General features: G+C 65.2%; 24 protein-coding genes. 11 read left to right on the forward strand and 13 right to left on the reverse strand.

The window, feature by feature from the left end; genetic code table 11:
• Nucleotides 1-43: 43 nt before the first annotated feature.
• The 3 genes from IPP90_02710 to IPP90_02720 form a co-directional block, all read right to left on the reverse strand.
• Nucleotides 44-829, reverse strand: a complete 786-nt coding sequence (locus IPP90_02710) for a hypothetical protein (GenBank protein MBL0169628.1) — start codon at nucleotides 827-829, stop codon at nucleotides 44-46.
• Nucleotides 826-1,425, reverse strand: coding sequence for a sigma-70 family RNA polymerase sigma factor (locus IPP90_02715; protein MBL0169629.1), 600 nt, complete (start codon nucleotides 1,423-1,425; stop codon nucleotides 826-828). Before IPP90_02715 ends, IPP90_02710 begins: the two co-directional genes overlap by 4 nt.
• A 72-nt stretch (nucleotides 1,426-1,497) precedes the next feature.
• Nucleotides 1,498-2,079: a hypothetical protein gene (locus tag IPP90_02720; protein ID MBL0169630.1), complete on the reverse strand. Its 582-nt coding sequence runs from the start codon at nucleotides 2,077-2,079 to the stop codon at nucleotides 1,498-1,500.
• A gap of 369 nt (nucleotides 2,080-2,448) precedes the next feature.
• Here IPP90_02720 and IPP90_02725 point away from each other — a divergent pair, with 369 nt between their 5' ends.
• The 4 genes from IPP90_02725 (at nucleotide 2,449) to IPP90_02740 (ending at nucleotide 4,906) form a co-directional block, all read left to right on the forward strand.
• Nucleotides 2,449-2,901, forward strand: coding sequence for a hypothetical protein (locus IPP90_02725; GenBank protein ID MBL0169631.1), 453 nt, complete (start codon nucleotides 2,449-2,451; stop codon nucleotides 2,899-2,901).
• Nucleotides 2,862-3,590, forward strand: a complete 729-nt coding sequence (locus IPP90_02730; protein MBL0169632.1) for a hypothetical protein — start codon at nucleotides 2,862-2,864, stop codon at nucleotides 3,588-3,590. The genes IPP90_02725 and IPP90_02730 overlap by 40 nt, the downstream gene beginning before the upstream one ends.
• 47 nt (nucleotides 3,591-3,637) lie before the next feature.
• Nucleotides 3,638-4,498, forward strand: coding sequence for a ZIP family metal transporter (locus IPP90_02735; GenBank protein ID MBL0169633.1), 861 nt, complete (start codon nucleotides 3,638-3,640; stop codon nucleotides 4,496-4,498).
• A 162-nt stretch (nucleotides 4,499-4,660) separates the two neighbouring features.
• Nucleotides 4,661-4,906, forward strand: coding sequence for a type B 50S ribosomal protein L31 (locus tag IPP90_02740; GenBank protein ID MBL0169634.1), 246 nt, complete (start codon nucleotides 4,661-4,663; stop codon nucleotides 4,904-4,906).
• Nucleotides 4,907-4,973: 67 nt separating this feature from the next.
• On the opposite strand, the gene IPP90_02745 is transcribed toward IPP90_02740, so the two are convergent.
• From IPP90_02745 to IPP90_02760, 4 genes are all read right to left on the reverse strand, one after another.
• Nucleotides 4,974-5,774, reverse strand: a complete 801-nt coding sequence (locus IPP90_02745; GenBank protein MBL0169635.1) for a CopD family protein — start codon at nucleotides 5,772-5,774, stop codon at nucleotides 4,974-4,976.
• Nucleotides 5,775-5,789: 15 nt separating this feature from the next.
• Nucleotides 5,790-6,176: a copper resistance protein CopC gene (locus tag IPP90_02750; protein ID MBL0169636.1), complete on the reverse strand. Its 387-nt coding sequence runs from the start codon at nucleotides 6,174-6,176 to the stop codon at nucleotides 5,790-5,792.
• Nucleotides 6,177-6,306: 130 nt separating this feature from the next.
• A complete protein-coding gene (locus IPP90_02755; GenBank protein ID MBL0169637.1) occupies nucleotides 6,307-6,525 on the reverse strand; it encodes a DUF1289 domain-containing protein in 219 nt (72 codons plus the stop codon).
• On the reverse strand, nucleotides 6,525-7,208 hold the full coding sequence (locus IPP90_02760; GenBank protein ID MBL0169638.1) for a phosphatase PAP2 family protein: 684 nt from the start codon (nucleotides 7,206-7,208) through the stop codon (nucleotides 6,525-6,527). The genes IPP90_02755 and IPP90_02760 overlap by 1 nt, the downstream gene beginning before the upstream one ends.
• 175 nt (nucleotides 7,209-7,383) lie before the next feature.
• On the opposite strand from IPP90_02760, the gene IPP90_02765 reads away from it, so the two are divergent.
• From IPP90_02765 to IPP90_02795, 7 genes are all read left to right on the forward strand, one after another.
• Nucleotides 7,384-7,950 (forward strand): SCO family protein, encoded by a 567-nt coding sequence (locus tag IPP90_02765; protein MBL0169639.1) that lies wholly within the window; start codon nucleotides 7,384-7,386, stop codon nucleotides 7,948-7,950.
• Between the two features lie 14 nt (nucleotides 7,951-7,964).
• Nucleotides 7,965-9,179, forward strand: coding sequence for an 8-amino-7-oxononanoate synthase (gene bioF, locus IPP90_02770; GenBank protein ID MBL0169640.1), 1,215 nt, complete (start codon nucleotides 7,965-7,967; stop codon nucleotides 9,177-9,179).
• Between the two features lie 97 nt (nucleotides 9,180-9,276).
• Entirely contained in the window at nucleotides 9,277-10,569 is a 1,293-nt protein-coding gene (locus tag IPP90_02775) for an adenosylmethionine--8-amino-7-oxononanoate transaminase (protein MBL0169641.1), read from the forward strand.
• 4 nt (nucleotides 10,570-10,573) lie between these two features.
• Nucleotides 10,574-11,209, forward strand: a complete 636-nt coding sequence (gene pdxH / locus IPP90_02780; GenBank protein ID MBL0169642.1) for a pyridoxamine 5'-phosphate oxidase — start codon at nucleotides 10,574-10,576, stop codon at nucleotides 11,207-11,209.
• A 49-nt stretch (nucleotides 11,210-11,258) separates the two neighbouring features.
• Nucleotides 11,259-12,116, forward strand: a complete 858-nt coding sequence (locus IPP90_02785; GenBank protein MBL0169643.1) for a hypothetical protein — start codon at nucleotides 11,259-11,261, stop codon at nucleotides 12,114-12,116.
• A gap of 1 nt (nucleotide 12,117) precedes the next feature.
• The gene (locus tag IPP90_02790; GenBank protein ID MBL0169644.1) at nucleotides 12,118-12,870 is read left to right on the forward strand and encodes a phosphodiester glycosidase family protein; all 753 of its coding nucleotides are present in this window, start codon (nucleotides 12,118-12,120) and stop codon (nucleotides 12,868-12,870) included.
• Nucleotides 12,828-12,983 carry a phosphodiester glycosidase family protein gene (locus IPP90_02795; GenBank protein MBL0169645.1) on the forward strand — a complete coding sequence of 52 codons (156 nt, stop codon included), beginning with the start codon at nucleotides 12,828-12,830 and terminating at the stop codon, nucleotides 12,981-12,983. The genes IPP90_02790 and IPP90_02795 overlap by 43 nt, the downstream gene beginning before the upstream one ends.
• Before the next feature lie 69 nt (nucleotides 12,984-13,052).
• Here IPP90_02795 and rsgA read toward each other — a convergent pair whose 3' ends face one another.
• The 6 genes from rsgA to fadI form a co-directional block, all read right to left on the reverse strand.
• Entirely contained in the window at nucleotides 13,053-14,066 is a 1,014-nt protein-coding gene (gene rsgA, locus IPP90_02800; GenBank protein MBL0169646.1) for a ribosome small subunit-dependent GTPase A, read from the reverse strand.
• A complete protein-coding gene (locus IPP90_02805; protein MBL0169647.1) occupies nucleotides 14,063-14,368 on the reverse strand; it encodes a hypothetical protein in 306 nt (101 codons plus the stop codon). The genes rsgA and IPP90_02805 overlap by 4 nt, the downstream gene beginning before the upstream one ends.
• A 125-nt stretch (nucleotides 14,369-14,493) precedes the next feature.
• Nucleotides 14,494-15,468 (reverse strand): proline dehydrogenase family protein, encoded by a 975-nt coding sequence (locus IPP90_02810; GenBank protein ID MBL0169648.1) that lies wholly within the window; start codon nucleotides 15,466-15,468, stop codon nucleotides 14,494-14,496.
• Between the two features lie 69 nt (nucleotides 15,469-15,537).
• A complete protein-coding gene (locus IPP90_02815; protein MBL0169649.1) occupies nucleotides 15,538-16,086 on the reverse strand; it encodes a DinB family protein in 549 nt (182 codons plus the stop codon).
• A 23-nt stretch (nucleotides 16,087-16,109) separates the two neighbouring features.
• Nucleotides 16,110-18,272, reverse strand: a complete 2,163-nt coding sequence (fadJ, locus tag IPP90_02820; GenBank protein ID MBL0169650.1) for a fatty acid oxidation complex subunit alpha FadJ — start codon at nucleotides 18,270-18,272, stop codon at nucleotides 16,110-16,112.
• On the reverse strand, nucleotides 18,272-19,567 hold the full coding sequence (fadI, locus tag IPP90_02825) for an acetyl-CoA C-acyltransferase FadI (GenBank protein MBL0169651.1): 1,296 nt from the start codon (nucleotides 19,565-19,567) through the stop codon (nucleotides 18,272-18,274). The genes fadJ and fadI overlap by 1 nt, the downstream gene beginning before the upstream one ends.
• Nucleotides 19,568-19,622 lie beyond the last annotated feature (55 nt).

Here is a 19,622-nt window from a genome sequence, read left to right on the forward strand (position 1 = left end):
CAGTTGCGCGAACGCGCGAGGTCAGCAGTCAAGGCATACGGCATCAGAGTCCTCCTCCGAGAGTCGGTTCGTCACCACGTCGCGACGCCGTAGCAGCAGCGCGCACACGAGGCAACAGGTTGGTTTCACGCATCGTTTCATTCGGTGCCTGCTTGGTCGCCGGCGCGGATCCACGCGCCTGAACGATTTGCACCAGGACGAGTTCCAGATCCTGCAGCAGCCGCCGCGTGCGTTCATCGCGCAGCTGGGGTTCATCCAACAACAAGCGGGTCGTGCCCAGCAGATCCCGCGCCCAGCCGCTGACATCGGCCCGTGGCCCTGCGGCGGGATCTTCGTCGCGTACCGTCGTCAGCAGCGCGACGGTGCGCGCCAGATGTTCTTCCATCGCCACGTGCGCCGGATCATTGGACGACGGCATCGCGGCCAAGGCTTCCGGTCCGAGTCCCAGCGCCGCAATACTGTCCGCACGGTGGGCACTTTGCGACACGGCCAACTGGTACTTGGACGCCCCGGTGGCCGGCAACAGATAGCGCCCCACGCCGATGCCGCCAACCAGCAGCGCTGCGACGCCCGCTGTCCGCAGCGTCCAGCGGCGACGACGTGACAACACCGTATCCATCGCCACCACCGGCACCGGCGCGGGACCGGTGATGTCGGCGACGGTTGGCGTCTGTGACTGACGCCGGCGCTGCTGAATGCGCGCCCACATCATCTCACGCGGGATCGCCTCCGCGTGGACGTCCGTCGCCTCGCGTGCCAGCGACACCACCCAGGGATCGAGCGGCGCCTCAGGTGATTCGTGTTCAGGTTCGTGTCGTGCGTTGGTCATGCCAATTCCCTCCGCGCAAATGGCTCCAGCGCCACGCGCAGTTTTTCTCGGGCACGGGACAGTTGCGACTTGCTGGTGCCGACGGCGACACCAAGTTTTTCGCTGATCTCCTCGTGCGTAAAACCTTCCACGTCATGCATCACGAAGACGGTGCGCGTGCCGGTTGGCAGCGCGTCGATGGCATCGCGCATCCGGACTTTGAGGTCGGGTTCGCTGTCGTTCGGCCAGCGCCCCGCACCCATCGCTTCATCGAGCGGTGCGGAGAACGCCTCGCGCCGTTTGTGCGTGCGAAGACCGTTCAACGTCACCGATACCGCGATAGAGTGCAGCCAGCTCGACAGGGCGGAGTCCCCGCGGAATTGCCCGATCCGGTCGAACGCCCGGATGAACGTGTCCTGGGTCCATTCCTGTGCAAGATCGGTGCGCCCGCTCATCCGGTAGATGAGCCGGTACACGCGGTCGATGTGCCGATCGTAGAACTCGCGTTCTCCGGCCGGGTCGCCCGCCTGCACTCGCGCGATCAGTTCCGCGTCGGCCACGGAAGTCATCCGCAGTTCGGGTTCGATCGCGCCATCAGTCACTGCCTCGTTGCGCATGCATGTGCATGGGGGAGACAGGGGGAGGGCGAAAAGGGTTGCACGGCCCTCCCGCGGGCGCGGCCTCTCGCCTCAGCTCTCGCGCAGAACCCCTGCGCGCTCGGCCTGCGCCACCGGGATTGGCTGCGCGGCGCCGGCCCCGAGGGACCGGCCGCTTTCCGACATCACCTTGGTGACGAATCGCTGCCCTTCGCCAATCCGCTCGACCTCGATGGCGATCGACTCGACGGCTTCGCCCATGCGGTCCAGTCGGTCGCGCACTTCCTGAGGCACAGCGCCAATCACCGTGGATGACCGCCGCCAGATGCGACGTGACCAGGCCAGCGAGAGTGGGAAGAGGAAGAAGAGCGTGAACATCACGATGGGCACAATCACCATCTCTTCACTCGGCCCGTTCCGCACAAACCGGGGCGGCTCTACCACGGCTCCCGGAACCGCTGCCGCTTCCGCCACCGCCTGATCGGCCTTGGCCAGCTGCTGGTCGGTGGCCGTGATTCTGGCGTCAATCGCTGCTATGCGTGCCTCAATGCCCTGCTTGGCCGCCGCCGGGGTTCCGTCGCTGGAAAGCTCCCGCACGAGGTCGTTCCGCGTGTCCTGAAGCCGTTCCAGCTGATTGCGGAGTTCCGATCGTTGCGCCTTGGCTCCGTCAAGCACGGCCGAGGCGCTTGGGGCCCCACTTCGTGCGGAGGCAATGACGTCGACCCGCGGGGCGGCGGGTGGAGCAGGTGGCGCCGGCTGAGTGACAAGCAACATGGCGGGATCGATCAAAGGGACAGGAAAGACACGCGGCGCCCCGCGTGTTCTGGGACGTACGCCCGATCATCATCAGGGTTTCATGGGGATTCAAGGCGCCCTTGAACCTTGCCGTCAAGCGCTCCGCGCGTAAGGTCTCTCCGTATGCGTCAGTCTTCTCTCCATCCAATGCGCCTTTGTGCGCTCCGGACGACTACCCTGGTCGCCGTCGGTTCGCTGCTCATCGCGTGCCACCGCGCCCCTCCGGCGTCCGCACCCTCCGTGTCGGGAGTGCCACCGCGAGTTCAGGCCCCCGGGGCGGTTGACCCCGATCCCGTCGGCCCGCTGCCCGATGCCCTGTACGGTGCGCAACTTCCTGAGCGTCTGAGCGACAGCACGTTCTGGCGCATGGTGCGAGAACTGTCCGAACCCGGCGGCTATTTCCAGTCGGAGAATTTTGTCTCCAACGAAATGGGTCTGCAGCATGTCATTGCGCACCTCCAATCGCTCACGCCACCTGGAGGCGCCTATGTGGGCGTGGGTCCCGAGCAGAACTTCACATACCTCGGCGCGCTCCGCCCCGCATCGCGTTCATCGTTGACATTCGACGCCAGAATCTGCTGCAGCATCTGTGGTACAAAGCCATTTTCGAGCTCTCGTCGACACGCGCCGAATTTCTGGCACGTCTGTTCGCGCGACCTGCCGTGGGCAAGGCTGCCGGCATGCTCAGTGCCGATTCGCTGATCGCATTGCTTGAACTGGCGCCGGCCGATTCGATGATGTTCCGACGCACATTTGACGAAGCGAAGCAGCACCTGGTGGGTCGTCACGGATTCACCCTGGACTCGACCGATCTGGCCACGCTGCGTTATGTCGACAGCATCTTTGTCGTCTCGGGGCCGTCGTTGAACTATTCGTCGGGCAGCACGGGTCGTGGGCGCGGCGGATTCAATCGCGGGATGCCCACCTTTGCGCAGGTGGCCGGGGCGACCGATGCGCAGGGCGCGAATCGCGGGTTTCTTGGCAGCGAAAGCGCCTACCGTGTGGTACGCGACCTGCAGCGGCGCAACCTCATCGTGCCGCTGGTGGGTGACTTCGCCGGTCCGAAGGCGCTGCGCGCGGTGGGTAGTTGGCTGCGGGAACGTGGCGCGCGCGTGAACGTGATGTACACCAGCAACGTCGAGCAATACCTGTTCCAATCGTATGACAACTGGTCACGCTTCTACGCCAACGTGGGCACGATGCCCCTGGACAGTACCAGTCGGTTCATTCGGTCGGTGACGAATCGCGGCGGATTTGGCGGCGGATTCAGGGGCGCGGGTGGGACCTTCCTGATGCAACAATTGACGTCGTCGATAGAGGACGTCGTTCGCGGCGCTCAAGCGGGGACCGTACGGGGTTACGGCGACGTGTTGTCGATGTCCAGACCGTGACTGAGTACTCAGTACTCAGTACTCAGTAATTAGTCTACTTTCCACCGATGCTCACCCTGCTCCGCCTGCCGTTCGGGACCTGGACCAGCACCTTCCTGTCGGTGGCTCTGGTTTCCGGGCTTCCGTTGCTGGTCACGCTCCTGATGGCCCGGCAGGAGGCACTGCTCCGGCGCTGGCTCCCGCACATGACCGCCTTCGGTTCGGGCACGGTCTTCGCGGCCGCCGTGGGGCACCTGATCCCGGAGTCACTGCGCATGGGCCAGTCGTGGCTTGCCGTGGCCACCGGGGTTGTCGCCGGGTATGCCGCATTCGCGCTGATCGAGCGGGCGCTGGCCGGACACGATCATGCCCATGCGCACGGTGTGCCACTGGGGGCACCGTCGGCGCACGATAGCGAGGCCAGCGAAGCCGAGTGCGTCCACCTGCACCCCACACCGATTTCGCACCCGGCGGTCCACGCGTCCCGCGCGTTGGCACCGATGGCATTCTTCGGCGACGCGGTCCATAACTTTGTGGACGGTGCGCTCATCGCGGCCGGCTTCCTCGCTGAGCCCACAGTTGGCATCCTTACGCTGATCGCCGTAGGCCTACACGAGTTGCCGCGGGAAGTCGGCACGTTTGCGCTGTTTGTGCATGGTGGCATTCGTCCCATGCGCGCGGTGATGTACAACCTGATCACCGCTGGCGTTGCCATGGTTGGGGCCGGCCTCACGTTGCTGATCGGCCATCGCATGGCCAATCTGACCACCTTGCTCCTCCCATTTGCTGCCGGGACATACCTGTACATCGCCCAAGTCGTTGGGCGCTCAGCACTTCACGACAGGCACGACGACCCAACCCACTGGGGACGCCTGGCCTGGTCCGGGGTCGGCGCAGCGCTTGTCCTGGCCCTCGCGATTGGCGGCTGAACGATCATTTGACCTTGACCCGGCGGGTCGAGCGGGACATTTATTAAGGCTCTAAATCCTCGGCCACGCTTCGTTTGCGAAGCCGGCCGAGGGCTCCACCCCGGTGGAGCTCCCCCATGGACGCGTTCCCGTCGGCAATGGGATCGCATGAAGGAGTGGCCGATGGCAAAAGAAGGCATTCACCCACCGTATCACCCGGTGGTATTCAAAGACTCGTCCACGGGCGCGACGGTCATCACGCGTTCGACCATGACGAGCGAACAGAAAATCAAAATGGATGACGGGAATACCTACCCGCTCATCCTGCTCGAAATCACCAGCGATTCGCACCCGTTTTACACGGGCACGCAGCGACTCATCGACACGCAGGGTCGCGTCGACAAGTTCAAGAAGCGCTACAACCGCTGAGCCGCTTCCCTGGTTTGATCATCCCGCACGCCGACTGGAGTCGGCGTGCGGGATTTTCGTTGCGCCGCTATTCGCCGGGCGGTGCCGTGCCGGTGAGGGCGGCCGTGACGCCAAGGACCACAAGGGCCAGCAGGAGTTCAAACCGCACACTGGCGACGGTCGGGACACGTCGCGCCCGCAGCTGCCGTCGATGCCACGCCCCCACCAACAGGATGAGTGCGACACACGCGAGCTTGGCGGCCAGCAATCGGCCATAGTCACCGCCGACGATCTGCGAGACCGAGCCACCGCTGACACGACGTAGCGCACTCCCGACGCCCGATAGCACAGCCAACGGTGCGGCGAATACGGCCAGGCCACTGAAACGCGACCAGGACGTGGGTGTGAGATCGGAGCCAAGGCAGAGCAGTCCGCCCAGCCAGACACCGACGGACACCACATGCATCGCATCGAGCCCTCGCGAGAGCAGCGGCGCCGCCTCGTCGGCGGCCGCATGTCCCAGTCCGCCCATCGCGACGGCAAACGCCACCACCACCACGGCGCGAACCGCCAGCGTGGCGCGCACCGCGGTGAGCGCCAATCCCGTCATGGCAATCCCGGCCAGCAGCAACCACCCGCGGCCCCAGGTGGTTTGGCGCATCAGCATGGCCACATCGTTCGCTGTTGGCGCAAGGTCGAGTGCGGTGAATTGCACGACAAACATCAGCAACAGCGCCGTGAGCGCGGCAAGCCCCACAAGGAGTGACAGCCGGACGTCCACGACGCCCAGGCGCGCCGACCAGGGCTCACGGCGCACCCAGTGCGCACATATGCCACCGAGAGCGATCGTCACCGCGACATACAGCAGCAGTCGGGCCAGGATCGCCATCGCATTCACCATCGGCTACTTCGCGAGAGCCACGTGAAAGGCGAAGGTGCCGTTGACCACGTGCCCGTCCTTGGACATGGCCTTCCACGTCACCTTGTACCCGCCCGCGACCAGCGGCTTGAGGATCGGTGCCACCAGTGGCGCGTCTTTCGCCGCGCCGCGCGTGAGGGCGCCAAGCGCCATCACCGTGCCGGCGTCGGTGCGAAGCGTGATCTTCGACACCGGCGCATCAGTTGGCTCCGACATCCACAAGCGAATCGCATCCGGCGAGGCGGACAGTGTGGTGTCGGCCGCCGGCGACGAGCGCGCGAGCTTGAGATGTCGCATGGCCTGCGAAGGGCGCGGCGCCGCCGTCAGAGTGACCAGCGCCACCATCAGTGCAACGGCACGGCGTGCTGACATACGGGGAAGGTGTTGAGTGGCGGTCATGTCGAGGCTAGGGGGTGGGAGGAACAATGCGCCGCATGCGGGAAAATGGGAATCCGTTGCAAAGCCACCGTCATGGACCTCATGCCGAGGCGGATGATGACGCTCACGCTTGCCGCTCATGCGAGACAAAGCCCACACGCCGATTGACAGCGATGCGTTCGTCGATGGACATCATGCTCCACCGACTGATTTCGTCGAGCGTGCGGCCGCATCCGCGGCAGCGGTCGTCGAGATCGACCTGACAGACCTTGATGCACGGCGACTCGGACGTCGCACGACCGCTCGTCGTGGCAGACCGAGCGACGTTGGAATCTTGCGTCATCACATCAGGTCCGAATCGGCGTGGAGTGAGGGGTTCCCGGAAAGCGACCGACCGAAGCCACCGGTTCGCGCCAGGAGTACACCAACGACATACCCCAGAAACGCCGCGACCACCGTGTCACTGAGAAAATGCCCCAGGGACAGCACTCGGGTGATGGCGCACCCGAGGGCCAGGACATACCACATCACCCACGCCCGCGGGAACACGCGGGATAGCGCGGCCGCGGCCGCGAACGCCACCAGCGTGTGACTGCTGGGCATCCCCAGACCGCGCGTTGAGAACAGGTCGACACTGTAGGGCCGCCAGTCGTAGCCGAATACCTCGGCGACGGGGCGCAAACGCCGCACGAGCATCTTGAGGACTTCCGCCAACGCACCACCAACCGTCGGTGCCAGCAACACCAGTCCGCCACGCCAACCCCAACCCACCGCGCGGCGCTCGGGCGCTGCGCGATCGTGCGTCCACAGTGCGCCGGCCACAATGAGCCACGTGGGCAGGTACCCGATCAGTCGCAGTAGCCGCCCGAGGTCTTTCTCGTAGATGCGCGGATCACGCAAGTGCTGCCATGCGGCCGCGTCCAGCACATGTGCCGCCAACGTCGCCACGACGGCCAGGGTGACGAATACGAGCCACTGCCGGCGTGTGCGCAGCGCGCCCAGTGCAGATGTGGTCGCGAAATCCATAGAGGTCGAAATCAAACCGGCGAGAAGGCCTGCACGCCACTGCTGATCCGTTCATATTTGAGCCATGGAATGCAAGACGCAGCAGCGCGACGCCATCAGCCAGGTCGTTCAATCCCCCCCGCGACCGAGGCGCAGCGCGCTCCATACGCTGCGGTGCCGCGCGCGGCGCGGCGGCGTGAGCATCGTGACGGGTGTACTCCTGCCCCTCGTGCTCACGGGGTGCACGCCTGATCAACAGTTGCACGGCGTGATGGTCGATCCTCCACGGGCGATCGCTTCGTTCGACTTCACGCTGCCGTCCGGAGCGGTGCTGCACACGGCCCCGGAGGCCGGACGTCCGATGGTGGTGTTTTTCGGGTACACGCATTGCCCGGACGTCTGTCCGACGACGCTGGCGGACTGGAAACGGGCCAAGGCCAAGCTGGGGAAGGATAGTGCTCGCGTGCGCTTCGTCTTTGTGTCCGTCGACCCGGAACGCGACACGCCGGCGGTTGCCGCGCGATATGCGCAGCAGTTCGACCCGTCCTTCATGGGTGTGTCGGGGGACTCGGCAACCACTTCCCGCATGATGAAGGAGTTCGGCGTCGCGGCCGCTCGTGAGGCATCACCCGATCCGCAGAGCTATGGAGTCACCCATTCCGGCTCGTCGTTTCTGCTGGACGCGCAAGGACGGCTGATGGCGATGTATCCGCTCGGCATCGGGTGGGAAGCGCTGGCGGCCGACCTCAAGAGCGTACTCTAGGTGACCATCCGTCGATGACGACGACGCCTGTGATCGCAGATGCGCCGATGCGTACGATGGGCGACGCACTCGACGAAGAACTGCAGACGCTGCAGGCGTCGGGACTGCGCCGTACCATGCGCGTGGTCCAGCAACGACAGTCCGGCACGGTGTTGCTGGGCGGGGAGCGTATCGCGGATTTCGCGTCCAACGACTATCTCGGTCTGGCGTCGGACCCGCGCATTGCCCGGGCGGCCATGGCGGTGCTGCAAGCGGAAGGCACCGGTGCCGGGGCATCGCGCCTGATCTCCGGCAATCACCCAATCCACGGGTCGCTCGAGCGGGCACTGGCCCGGTACAAGGGCACGTCGCACGCGTTGCTGTTCCCATCAGGTTACATGGTGAACGTTGGCGTGATCCCGGCGCTGGTGGATCATCGCGATGTCGTGTACGCGGACGCGCTCAATCACGCGTCACTGGTGGACGGATGCCGTCTGTCCATGGCCACGATGCGCGTCTTCCCGCACTGCGATCTCGACGAGCTGGGAGCGATGCTGGAGGCCGATCGCGGGCGCTATCGTCGCGCGTTGATCGTGGTTGAAGGCGTGTTCTCCATGGACGGCGACCTCTTTCCGCTGGATGGTCTGGTGGATGTGGCCGAGCGTTTTGGCGCGTGGACCTACGTGGATGATGCGCACGGCACCGGCGTGATGGGTCCCACGGGCGCTGGCGCCACCGAACAATTCGGTGTGACCGATCGCATCGATGTCGTGGTCGGCACGCTGGGCAAGGCGCTAGGCACATCCGGGGCCTGGGTGGCGGGATCGCAAACGCTGATCGAGTTCCTGACCAGTCGGGCCCGTTCATTCATCTTCACCACCGGTTCGCCACCGGCGCTGGCGGCGGCGGCACTCGAATCGCTACGACTCGCCGAGGTGGAGCCCTGGCGACGCGATGCCGTGCGTGAACGTGCCCGCCGCTTGCGCGAGCGGTTGCGCGGCGCGGACCGCGAAGTTCCCGGCACGGCCGATGCGCATATCGTGCCCGTCGTGGTTGGTGACCCGGTGCGGACAATGGCGGTGGCGGGAGAATTGCGCCGCCGCGGTTTTCTGGTGGGTGGTGTTCGGCCGCCGACGGTGCCCGCCGGCACATCCCGCTTGCGCATTTCCGTGTCGGCCGTGCATCCGTTGGAAGTCGTCGATGCGCTGGCGGCCAATGTGATTGACGTGCTGCGCAACAGTTTTCGCTGAGGGCGATGTGAGCGACGACTACGACAGTGCTGACGACTACGACGACTTTGCCACCGACGGCAGTGAGGATGCCGCTGACGCCGCCGACGACGACGGGATGGTGCCTGACTTCGTGCTGCTGCACGATGCGGCGCACGTCTGGCATCCGGACACACAGCATTTGCTGGCGCCGCTTCCGGTTCGTGTCTCACGCGCAGCCGGTGCCTGGCTGTATCCGGCGAACGGCCAACCGATTCTCGACGCCATTTCGTCATGGGGCGTGACAACGCACGGGCACTGTCACCCGGATATCGCGCGCGCGGTGGCCGAACAGGCCGCGACGCTCGATCAGGTGATGTTCGCCGGATTCACGCACGAACCCGCGTCAGCGCTGGCGGCCGAGCTGGTGTCGCGACTACCGCGCGGACTGACGCGCATCTTTTTCAGCGACAACGGATCGACCGCTGTTGAAGTCGCCATCAAGCTGTCCATCCAGTCGTTCGCCAATCGGGGCACACCACGTCGACTGATTGCCGCGCTCGATCACGCCTATCATGGCGACACGTTCGGGGCGATGGCGGTGGGCGACCGACGGTCGACGCCGGCATACGAGCCGAGGCTATTCGAAGTGGTGCGCCTGCCCGATCCCTCGGAGGGTGATACGGTCGCCGCGCTGGACGCGCTGTTGAGTGCGCGCGGCGCTGAGTTGGCGGCAGTGATTGTCGAACCCCTGCTTATGGGTGCCGGTGGCATGCGCGTCTGGCCTGAGGACGTACTGACGGCGCTTCGCGAGCGGACGCGTCAGGCCGGCGTGCACCTGATTGCCGATGAGGTGCTGACAGGCTTCGGTCGGACCGGGCCGTTGTTTGCCTGTGAGCGCGCCGAAGTGATGCCGGACCTGCTGTGCATGTCCAAGGGTCTGACCGGCGGCGCCCTGCCGCTGGGCGCAACCGCCGCCACCGAAGACATCTACGACGCATTTCGCAGTGCGGATTACGGCAAGGCCTTCCGACACGGACATGCCTTCACCGCCAATCCAATCGCCTGTGCCGCCGCGTTGGCGTCACTCGAACTGTTCGACGACGACTGCGAGGACCACCGCATCCGCATTGAAGTGACACACGCACGTCACCTCGCCGCATTGCGCGGCGCACGCGGCGTGAAGGCCGTGCGACAGATCGGCACGGTTGGTGTCATCGAACTCGATGCACGGCCGGGTCACCCGGGCGAACTCGGTCGGGAGCTGGGCGCATTCGCGATGGCCAATGGCATCTTGCTGCGTCCGGTTGGCGAGGTGGCGTACTGCCTGCCACCGTACTGCACGTCCGATGACGAGCTGTCCAGTGTATACGAGGTGATCCAGCGTTTTCTCACTGGGGAGCGTGCACCATCCCCACCGCATGAGGCCTGATTGCATGTCGATCGCCGATATTCGTCGCGACTACCGCCTGACGACGCTCACCGAGGCAGACGCTGACGTCGATCCGATGGTGCAATTCCATCGGTGGTTCGATGAGGCGGTTCGCGCCGAGGTGAACGAGCCCAATGCGATGTGCCTGGCCACGGCCACGCCGGACGCCTATCCATCGGCCCGAATCGTCCTCCTGAAAGGCGCTGATGATCGCGGATTCGTCTTCTACACCGACTATCGCAGCCGCAAGGGACAGGAGTTGTCGGACAATCCGCACGCCTCGCTGTGTTTCTTCTGGCCGGAACTGGAGCGTCAGGTGCGCATTGCCGGCGCGGTCCAGCGCGTGAGTCGCGCCGAGTCTGACCAGTACTTCCAGTCGCGCCCGTTGCCAAGTCGCGTGGGGGCCTGGACCTCACGACAGAGTGCCGTGCTGGCGAGTCGGGACGTGCTGGAACAGGAGTTGGCGGCCAATGTCGCGCGTTTCGGTGACGGCCCGGTGGCACTTCCCGAGCACTGGGGAGGCTATCGCGTGGTGCCGGAAGAGGTAGAGTTCTGGCAGGGGCGAGAGAGCCGCCTGCATGATCGGCTGCAATTCCGCCGCGAAGGGGGCCAGTGGGTACGGCGTCGCCTCTCACCGTAGCGTAGTGCCACTGGGTCCATTTCTGGTTTCACCTCGTCGGAGATTTGTCATGCGTACTCATGCGACGACCTGTTCGTGCGCCGCCGTGCTGCTGGCCCTGTCGATGGCGAGCGCCGCACCGGCTGCGGCCCAGCTGGGCAAGCTCAAGAAGATTGGCGCCGACGCCATCAAGGACGCGGCTGGCGGCAAGAAGCCGGAACCGGTCAAGGACCCGACGGCCGCGCGCGTCGACTATGTCATCACCGAGGCGCGACTCGCGTCCATCATCGCGGTCCTGACGCCGCTGGCAGTCAGTGCCCAGAAGGAGGCCGATGCCCGTGCCGTATCGGCCGGATACGAGGCCGGCTTCAAGGCCGCCACTGATTGCATCAACAAGGCGGCGAGCGGGTCCGGCGTCCCCGACATGGAAGCCATGCAGTCGCCGCGCTATCAGGCCATCGCGACCAAGGCAAAATCGGTCGCCCCCAGACTGTCGGCGGCCCAGTCCGCCAAGCGGTATCGCGAGTACGTCGCGCTTGCCGACACCAGCATCGTGCTGCAGATGCAGACCGCGTCACTCATGTTCAAGAATTCCTGCCCGGCGGTTCCGTACAAGCCCGCGGCAATATTGGCGCTTGAGGCCGCGAGGTGGGAGACCATGGACCAGCCGTCGGAGTCGAGCGATGAGTTGAGCGTTCCCGCCGATGCGCGCGGCGGGATGACCACCGGGCAGTTCGGACGTATCCGTGAGCGCATGGCGCTTTGGACGCTCATTCAGGCTGGTACACTTCCGCCCACCAGCGAGAAGTTCACCGACGCAGAGAACACCGCACTGACCGCGCGAGCGGCTGATCTCAAGAAGTTCGGCCCGTTGTTCAAGGCAGGAACGATGCAATGGGTGAGCTGGGGCGATATCAAGTCGTGGTGATGTGCGGCTCCTAGCGCGCCTGCTGTGGGCGGCGGCGCTGCCCTGTGGCGTCGCGGCCCAGTCGGCTCCCGCCGCCCGCATCACGAGCATTCGCTGTGACACCACGGTCAAGACCGCCGCGCCGCGACTTTCGTGGCGCGGCGATGTCGTGCAGTGGGCCGAGTGGCGCGTGGTACTGGGCGAGCGCGGCGTGCGCAATCGTGTGATAGTGGTTCGCATGCCGGCGTCGCGTGTCCGCTTCACGCTGGAAATTGCGCGCCGCGGCGATCAGATGCTGCCCTGGTCGCTTGATGACGCGCCGGCCGATGCACAGATCGCCGTGAACGCCGGACAATTCACCGATGTCGGCCCGTGGGGCTGGGTGGTGCACAAGCAGCGCGAGCTACAGCCGCCGGGCGTCGGGCCGTTGGCCGGGGCATTCGTGGTGGACAGTGCGGGTGCGGTGGCACTCCTCACGCCCGACGAGATCGACGCCTGGCGCGTTCCCGGTCGCGTGGTGGAAGCCGTGCAGTCCTATCCGATGTTGCTGACGGATAACGGACGGCCTCCGCGCGCGATGTGTAGTGCACGCGGGGGACTCGACCTGGCGCATCGCGACACGCGATTGGCCATTGGCATCACCGGTGACGCGCACGTGCTGTTTGTCCTTACGCGGTACGAGGCCCCGGCGGTATGTCGACACGGATTCCCATCGGCCCAACCACGCCGGAGATGGCGGAAATTCTCCGTCGACTTGGCGCCGAACGCGCACTGATGCTGGATGGAGGACTATCGGCGCAGATGCTGGTGCGCAGCGTGAACGACAGCGCGCGATGGGACGGCCTCCGCAGCGTGCCGCTGGCGCTGGCCGGGCGCGTGCGGGAGTGATCAGTCGGCAGGAGCTGACCCGCCAGGCCACGTCTGGGCAACCGCCTGTGTTCGAGTGACGGATGCGTGCTACCAGAAGTCTGCCGCACCTTCCACGAGTTCCGCCCGGAGCTTGAGGTAACTCTCATACCGGCCGTGCCGTACCCGACCACCCTGCACGGCATCCCGGATTGCACAGCCGGGTTCCACCGTGTGCAAGCAGTCCGCAAATCGGCACGTGGACAACAACGGGCGAAACTCGGGAAAGCAGGCGGCGAGATCTTCAGGTGCGATGTTCCAGAGGCCGACTTCACGCAACCCCGGCGTGTCGGCCACGAAGCCTCCTCCCGGCAGCGGATGCAGCACGGCACCGACCGTGGTGTGTCGCCCCTTGTTCACGCTTTCGCTGATATCCGCCGTCCGCAGATCGAGGCCGGGAAAGAGCCGATTCATCAGCGACGACTTGCCCACGCCGGAAGGCCCGGTGAGGGCGGAACTCCTCCCTTCCACCTCGGCGCGCAATTCCTCCAACCCTGCGCCACTGACAACACTGGTCAGGTGCAGCGGATAGCCGGCTGCAATCTGATCCGCGAAGTGCGCGCGAATCGACGACTCGTCAACCAGCTCGCACTTGTTGATCACCACGCGCGCCGACAGATCGTTGGCTTCGGCAATCACCAGAAAGCGATCGAGCATGCGCGGATGGGGTTCGGGCCGGGCCGCCGCGAACACCACCAGGACTTGATCAAGATTGGCCACCATGATGCGTTCGCCGCGTGCGCCACCGGGACTGCGTCGTGCCAGCTGACTGCGGCGCGCATGAATGGCATCGATGGCCCATGACGATTCGCCGGGGATGGTCGTGATCGTGACGCGATCACCGACGGTCAGCTTGAGCGGTTTGGCGGTGTCATCGGAGGGTACGCCGCGTCGCATCGATTCGCGACCGCCTCCGCGATCCTGCATGTCCCGCTCACGCGCGTCGCGCCCTGGCTCGCGTTTCAGTCGCCCCTTGAGTGAAACGTCCATTGTTTCGCCCGCATCCGTGCGCACTTGCCAAACGCCGCCAGTGCCTTGCAGCACCACCGCTTCCTGCGAATTCACGATGGCGTTCCCGTGGACGCGTCATCGTCATCTTCGCTGGCGGCGGCGTCCCACCATGAGCGTTCACTCGGCACGCCGCGGGATTGCGCTCGCCGAATGAGACCGTCCAAGGTGGCCTTGACCGACGCCAGCGGCATCGCGCCCACTTGCCGCTTTGCCAGCGCCTCGCTCAGGCCGGTGGCGAGGAAGTCGGTCTCAAGATGCCCGGCAACCTGCGGCTCGCCCGCGCTCCACCTCACGAAGAACAGGTATGCGCCAAACGGCGCGGTCGCATCGCCGGTATGGTCGGTGAGGATGTCCACGGAGTAGGAGCAACCGTCGACCCCATCGAATGCGGCCGGTCGCGCATGGACAGCCATGTAGCCGCCCAGCGTGCGCTCGTCCCCCTGGCTGTGATCAGGAGGAATGTGGTGTCCCGAATGCCCGCTCAGTGCGCCCCGTTGCGCACGTGCTTGCGCGCCGCGTTGTCGCCTTTGCCGCCGAACATCTCCCTGATGATGTTCCCCGTCATGAAGGCCATGTTGGCGGGGCGCTCGGCCAGACGCCGCATGAGATAGGGGTACCACTGCGTCCCGAATGGCACATACACTCGCATGCGGTACCCGTCGCGCACCAACTGCTCCTGCAGGTCCCGTCGCACGCCGTACAGCATCTGGAATTCGAATCGATCATTGGCGATCCCCTTTTCCTTCGCAAACCGCTTCGCCGCCTCGATGATCGCTTCGTCATGCGTCGCCAGTCCGGGATATCGTCCGTGTTCCATCAGGCGATGCATGGCCTCGACGTAGTTCTGGTCCACGTCCGCCGTGTCCGGAAACGCCACCGTGGCCGGTTCGAGATACGCGCCCTTGCAGATGCGCACCCGACACTGCCATTCATTGGCGCGCGCCACGTCGGCGAGCGTCCGGCGCAGCGAGCTTTGCAGCACCACACCCACGTGGTCGCGAAAGTCGGGGTACAACCGCTGCGCAAACGTATCCAGGGTGCGGTCGGTATACGCGCTCGATTCCATGTCCAAGCGCACGAACGATCCATACTGTTTGGCCCGCTCGAGCACCTGGCGCACCACTTCCACGCCGAGATCGTCGGAGATATCCTGGCCGAGTGCCGTGAGCTTTACCGAGACATTGGCGTCGAGCGTTCGTTCGGCAATCCGGTCGAGAATCTGCAGGTACTGCCGGCCGGTCTCGCGGGCTTCCGCCTCGCTGGACACGCTTTCACCGAGCAAATCCAATGAGGCGGTTATGCCCTTCGCGTTAAGGGCGGCAACCGCGTCGAGCGCACTGTCGATGGTTTCACCCGCAACGAAGCGCGAGGCCATCTTGCGCGCGAATCCAACGTTCTTGATGAAGTTGAAGACGCGCTGCTGGCGCGACAGATAGAGCAGCGACTTACGCAGCATGACGTGATGGAGAGGACGATTTCGGGGTCGCCTGGAATGGCCAGTGACCCAACCACCTGCGGAATATAGTCACTCGCCAAGGCCCGCGATCGCGCGGATCAGCTCGATGTGACGCCGTTCATGGTGCGCGGTGATGAGTCCCCACTGATAGACGTTCAACGGGCCCACGACGGGGTGTGGCGCCAACACACTCGCCAGCGCCAGCCCGGAGGCGCGCTGCAGGGCGTCGATCATGCGGGACCGGGACGCGGTCAGTCGCGCCAGCGCATCACTCGACGACAGTGACTCCTTTGGCGTGACGAACTCCGGCGCCTCGATCCGTCGGCTCACCGTCCACACCTGAAAGCGATCGAGTGAGCGCAGCATCGTCGACTCGTCGGTCTCCTGCTCGCCCGTCGCCTGCACCTGCTTGATCAGCTTTGATATCAGGCGGCCGGCGCCATCCTCCACGATCGCCAGATGTTCGACGTGCTGGGCGATGGACCATCTTCCGTCTTCGGATGGCGCCTCGCGACGGGCGTCCGGGATGGCGGTGAGGACGTCCACCAATTCGCGGTGCGCCTGTTCAAGCGCGTCGATGATTTCGGCCACGCGCGGATGCAGACTGGTCATACTCATGAGAGGGTGAGTCCGGTGGGAGGTCAGGGATGAAAGCGTGTGCCGTGGCGGGCCATGAGGCGCAGACGCTCCACCGGCGTGTACCGCCCGGGGAATCGCGCATCGAGGGTGTCGAGTTGCTGGACGACCGCAGCCGCGCCGAGTGTATCGAAGTACCGGAACGGACCGCCCAGGAACGGCGGGAACCCAATGCCGAAGATGGCACCGATATCGCCATCGCGCGGCGAGCGAATGATGCCTTCATCGAGACAGCGCACCGCTTCGTTGAGCATGGGCAGCACCGTGCGCCGTTGCAGTTCGTCTCTATCGATGGCCTGACGGGTCGAGCCCGCGGCCGTGAGCGCGTACACCCCCTCATCGATGCCCAGGCGCTTGCCGTTGTCGTCATAGCGGTAGAAGCCCCGTTTGGCCTTTCGCCCCAGTCGACCGCTCTCGATGATGCGTCCCAACGCTGCCGACGGCTGCATCCGTGCCCCGAAGGCGGCCGCCATGATGGGGCCGGACTTTCCGGCGATATCCAGACCGACTTCGTCGAGCAGCGTGATGGGGCCAACCGGGAAACCGAACGCCGTCAGCGCCGCATCGATCGCGTCAATGCCCGCCCCCTCGTCAAGCAGCGTGCCGGCCTCGTTGATATACGGTGCCAGAATGCGATTGACGTAGAATCCCGGACCATCGCGCACCACGATCACGGTCTTCCCCAGCGAGCGACCGTACTGCACGACCGTGGCCGTGGTCTCGTCGTTGGTTTCCGGTGTGACGATCACCTCCAGCAACGGCATTTTGTGCACGGGCGAAAAGAAATGCATGCCCACCACGCGTTCCGGATGCGCTGATACTGACGCGATCTGGCGAATGGGAATCGTGCTGGTGTTCGAGGCGAAGATGGCCTGGGGTGCGACGGCGGCGACTTCACGCAGCACCTGTTGCTTGACCGCAAGGTCCTCGAACACGGCTTCGATTACCAACTGCGCACCGGCGAATCCGCTGTAGTCCGTGGTCACGCCAATCTGCGACAGCAGATCGTCCATTTGGAGCCGCGTGATCTGCCGACGCTTCAACCGTTCGCGCACGACGTCTCGCACCGATCGCCATCCGGCCGCCAGACGGTCAAGCGAGGCATCCTTCAGTCGTACCAGCGTGCCCGCCTGCACGGCCACCGCCGCGATGCCCGCTCCCATGAAGCCGGCGCCGAGTATGCCGATCTTTGTGATTTCGCGTGGCGTCGCCGTGACACCATCCGGCAAGCCGTTGTCCTTCTTGAGCGCGGTCGTGGCAAAGAAGATGGAAACCAGGTTACGACATTCCGGCGAGACGGTGAGTTCACCGAATCGTCTGGCTTCTTCACGCAACCCCGCTTCGAATCCGTCGGTGTACCCGCACTGGACCGTTTCCAGCGCGGCCAGCGGTGCCGGGTACTTCCCTTTCGTTTTCTTCAGGACGCCCCCGCGCGCCTGCCGGAACACCAGCATGCGTCCCAGGGCGTTGTCCTCCAGCAGCATGGCGGCGGCGCCGTGCTTGCGTGGTCGCAAGGAGAGCGTCTCGCCCCGGCCCAGCTGCCTCGCGCGCCGCAGGGCCACGTCGCGCAGGATGGACGGATGCACCACTTCGTGCACCAGTCCGATCTGCAGCGCTTTCTTCGCGCGAATGTTCTTGCTCGTAAGGATCATCTCCAACGCATTCTGCAGGCCGACGATTCGCGGCAGGCGTTGCGTGCCGCCGGCTGCCGGCAGCAAGCCCAGTTGCACCTCGGGCAGTGCGAGAATCGACTTGGGGTGATCGGTCACGATGCGGTGCGAGCACGCCAGGGCCACTTCCAGACCGCCGCCAAGCGCTGCACCGTGAATGGCGGCGATGGTTGGCTTGCGCAGCGCGGCCAATCGGTCCAGCAGCATCTGTCCGCCATGCGACAGGTCGGCGCCCTGCTGTGCCGTGGTGACCCGGCTCAGTTCGTCGATGTCGGCACCGGCGATCCACGAATCGACCTTGGCGCTGAGAATCACCAGCGCCGTGATACCCGGATTGGATTCAATCTCGGTGAGGTAGCGCTCGAGGGTGGGGAGAATGCGCGAGTTGAGCGTATTGATCGGCGCACCCGGCGCGTCATACGTGAGCACACCGACCCCGTCGTCGAGCGTCAGCGTCAGTCCGGTCGCGGCATCGTCCATCAGAACCGTCGGCGGCATCATACGCGCTCCACCACCATGGCGTGGCCCATGCCGCCCGCCGCGCACACCGTCAGCATCCCGAACTGCCCGCCACGTCGCGCCAACTCGTTGCACAACGTGGTGACGATGCGCCCACCCGTGGCGCCGAACGGATGTCCAATGGACAGCGAACCACCCAGCACATTCAAGCGGCTTTCGTCAATGACGCCCGTGGCTTCGCTGAATCCGGCGCGCGCCGCCCATTCCTTCGACGCCAAACCCTGAATGTTGCTGAGCACCTGCGCGGCGAATGCTTCGTGCATGTCCACCAGGTCCATATCGCGCAGTGTCAGTCCGGCTCGCTTGAGCGCCACGGGCGCCGCCAGCACGGGCGCCTGCAGCAGCTGCTCGGCGGGGTCAACCGCAGCGTAGGCGTACGACTTGATGAACGCCAGTGGCGTGTAGCCCAACGCGCGGGCCCTGTCCTCGGACATCAGCAACACGGCTGATGCGCCATCGGACAACGGCGACGCATTGCCGGCAGTGACACTGCCATACATCCGGTCAAACACGGGCTTGAGCGCGGCCAGCTGTTCGTAGCTGGTGTCACTGCGAATGCCGTTGTCGGTCGAGAGCATGGACGCATACGACGGCGGCAACGGCACCGGTGCGATCTCCGCCGTGAGTCGGCCATCGGCGGTGCCCGCCGCGGCATTGATGTGCGACTTCAGCGCCAGCCGATCCTGCGCTTCGCGTGAGATCCCGTTCAGCTTCGCCATCTTGTCGGCTGACTGTCCCATCGACTCACCGGTGCTGGGCTCGGCGATGGCCGGGGTGATCGGCACCAGATCCCGGGGGCGCAATCGCGCAAACGTCGACACGCGTTGCGACGTGCTCTTCGCCTTCGACGCGGCCACCAGGACGTCACTCATGCCGCGCGAATGCAGTATGGGCACCTGCGTCAGCGATTCGGCGCCGCCGGCAATCGCAATGTCGGCGTGTCCCAGCGCGATCTGGTCGGCGGCGTCGGTAATGGCCTGGTTGGCCGAGGCGCAGGCGCGACCCACCGTATACGCCTGCACCGTGCGCGGGAAATGCGGCAGCAAGGCCACTTCTCTCGCGATATTGGGCGCGGTGACCGAAGGCAGGACGGTCCCGTACACGAGCATATCGACCAATCGCCCGTCGAGATTTGTCCGCTGCACCAACTCGGCCACCGCCAGCTTACCCAGATCGATGGCCGTGTAGTGGCTGAGCACCGTGCCGAAGCGTGCGAATGGTGTGCGCACCCCGGCGACGATCGCGACGCGACGTCCGTTTCCGAATGAAGGCATGGATCGAAGTTAACGCGTGGCCGGAGTCGCGTCAGGAACACTGCCGGGAGGGCGC

It is taken from the genome of Gemmatimonadaceae bacterium (assembly GCA_016720905.1).
Classification (GTDB): Bacteria; Gemmatimonadota; Gemmatimonadetes; order Gemmatimonadales; family Gemmatimonadaceae; genus Gemmatimonas.

Coding starts and splice junctions, on each gene's coding strand:
- IPP90_02710 (MBL0169628.1), bottom strand. CDS start 829: ATGACCAACGCACGACACGAACCTGAACACGAATCACCTGAGGCGCCG.
- IPP90_02760 (MBL0169638.1), bottom strand. CDS start 7,208: ATGGATTTCGCGACCACATCTGCACTGGGCGCGCTGCGCACACGCCGG.
- IPP90_02785 (MBL0169643.1), top strand. CDS start 11,259: ATGCGTACTCATGCGACGACCTGTTCGTGCGCCGCCGTGCTGCTGGCC.
- IPP90_02775 (MBL0169641.1), top strand. CDS start 9,277: ATGGTGCCTGACTTCGTGCTGCTGCACGATGCGGCGCACGTCTGGCAT.
- IPP90_02755 (MBL0169637.1), bottom strand. CDS start 6,525: ATGACGCAAGATTCCAACGTCGCTCGGTCTGCCACGACGAGCGGTCGT.
- IPP90_02815 (MBL0169649.1), bottom strand. CDS start 16,086: ATGAGTATGACCAGTCTGCATCCGCGCGTGGCCGAAATCATCGACGCG.
- IPP90_02715 (MBL0169629.1), bottom strand. CDS start 1,425: ATGCGCAACGAGGCAGTGACTGATGGCGCGATCGAACCCGAACTGCGG.
- IPP90_02750 (MBL0169636.1), bottom strand. CDS start 6,176: ATGTCAGCACGCCGTGCCGTTGCACTGATGGTGGCGCTGGTCACTCTG.
- IPP90_02735 (MBL0169633.1), top strand. CDS start 3,638: ATGCTCACCCTGCTCCGCCTGCCGTTCGGGACCTGGACCAGCACCTTC.
- fadJ (MBL0169650.1), bottom strand. CDS start 18,272: ATGCCGCCGACGGTTCTGATGGACGATGCCGCGACCGGACTGACGCTG.
- IPP90_02795 (MBL0169645.1), top strand. CDS start 12,828: ATGGCGGAAATTCTCCGTCGACTTGGCGCCGAACGCGCACTGATGCTG.
- IPP90_02810 (MBL0169648.1), bottom strand. CDS start 15,468: ATGCTGCGTAAGTCGCTGCTCTATCTGTCGCGCCAGCAGCGCGTCTTC.
- IPP90_02745 (MBL0169635.1), bottom strand. CDS start 5,774: ATGGCGATCCTGGCCCGACTGCTGCTGTATGTCGCGGTGACGATCGCT.
- bioF (MBL0169640.1), top strand. CDS start 7,965: ATGACGACGACGCCTGTGATCGCAGATGCGCCGATGCGTACGATGGGC.
- IPP90_02740 (MBL0169634.1), top strand. CDS start 4,661: ATGGCAAAAGAAGGCATTCACCCACCGTATCACCCGGTGGTATTCAAA.
- fadI (MBL0169651.1), bottom strand. CDS start 19,567: ATGCCTTCATTCGGAAACGGACGTCGCGTCGCGATCGTCGCCGGGGTG.
- pdxH (MBL0169642.1), top strand. CDS start 10,574: ATGTCGATCGCCGATATTCGTCGCGACTACCGCCTGACGACGCTCACC.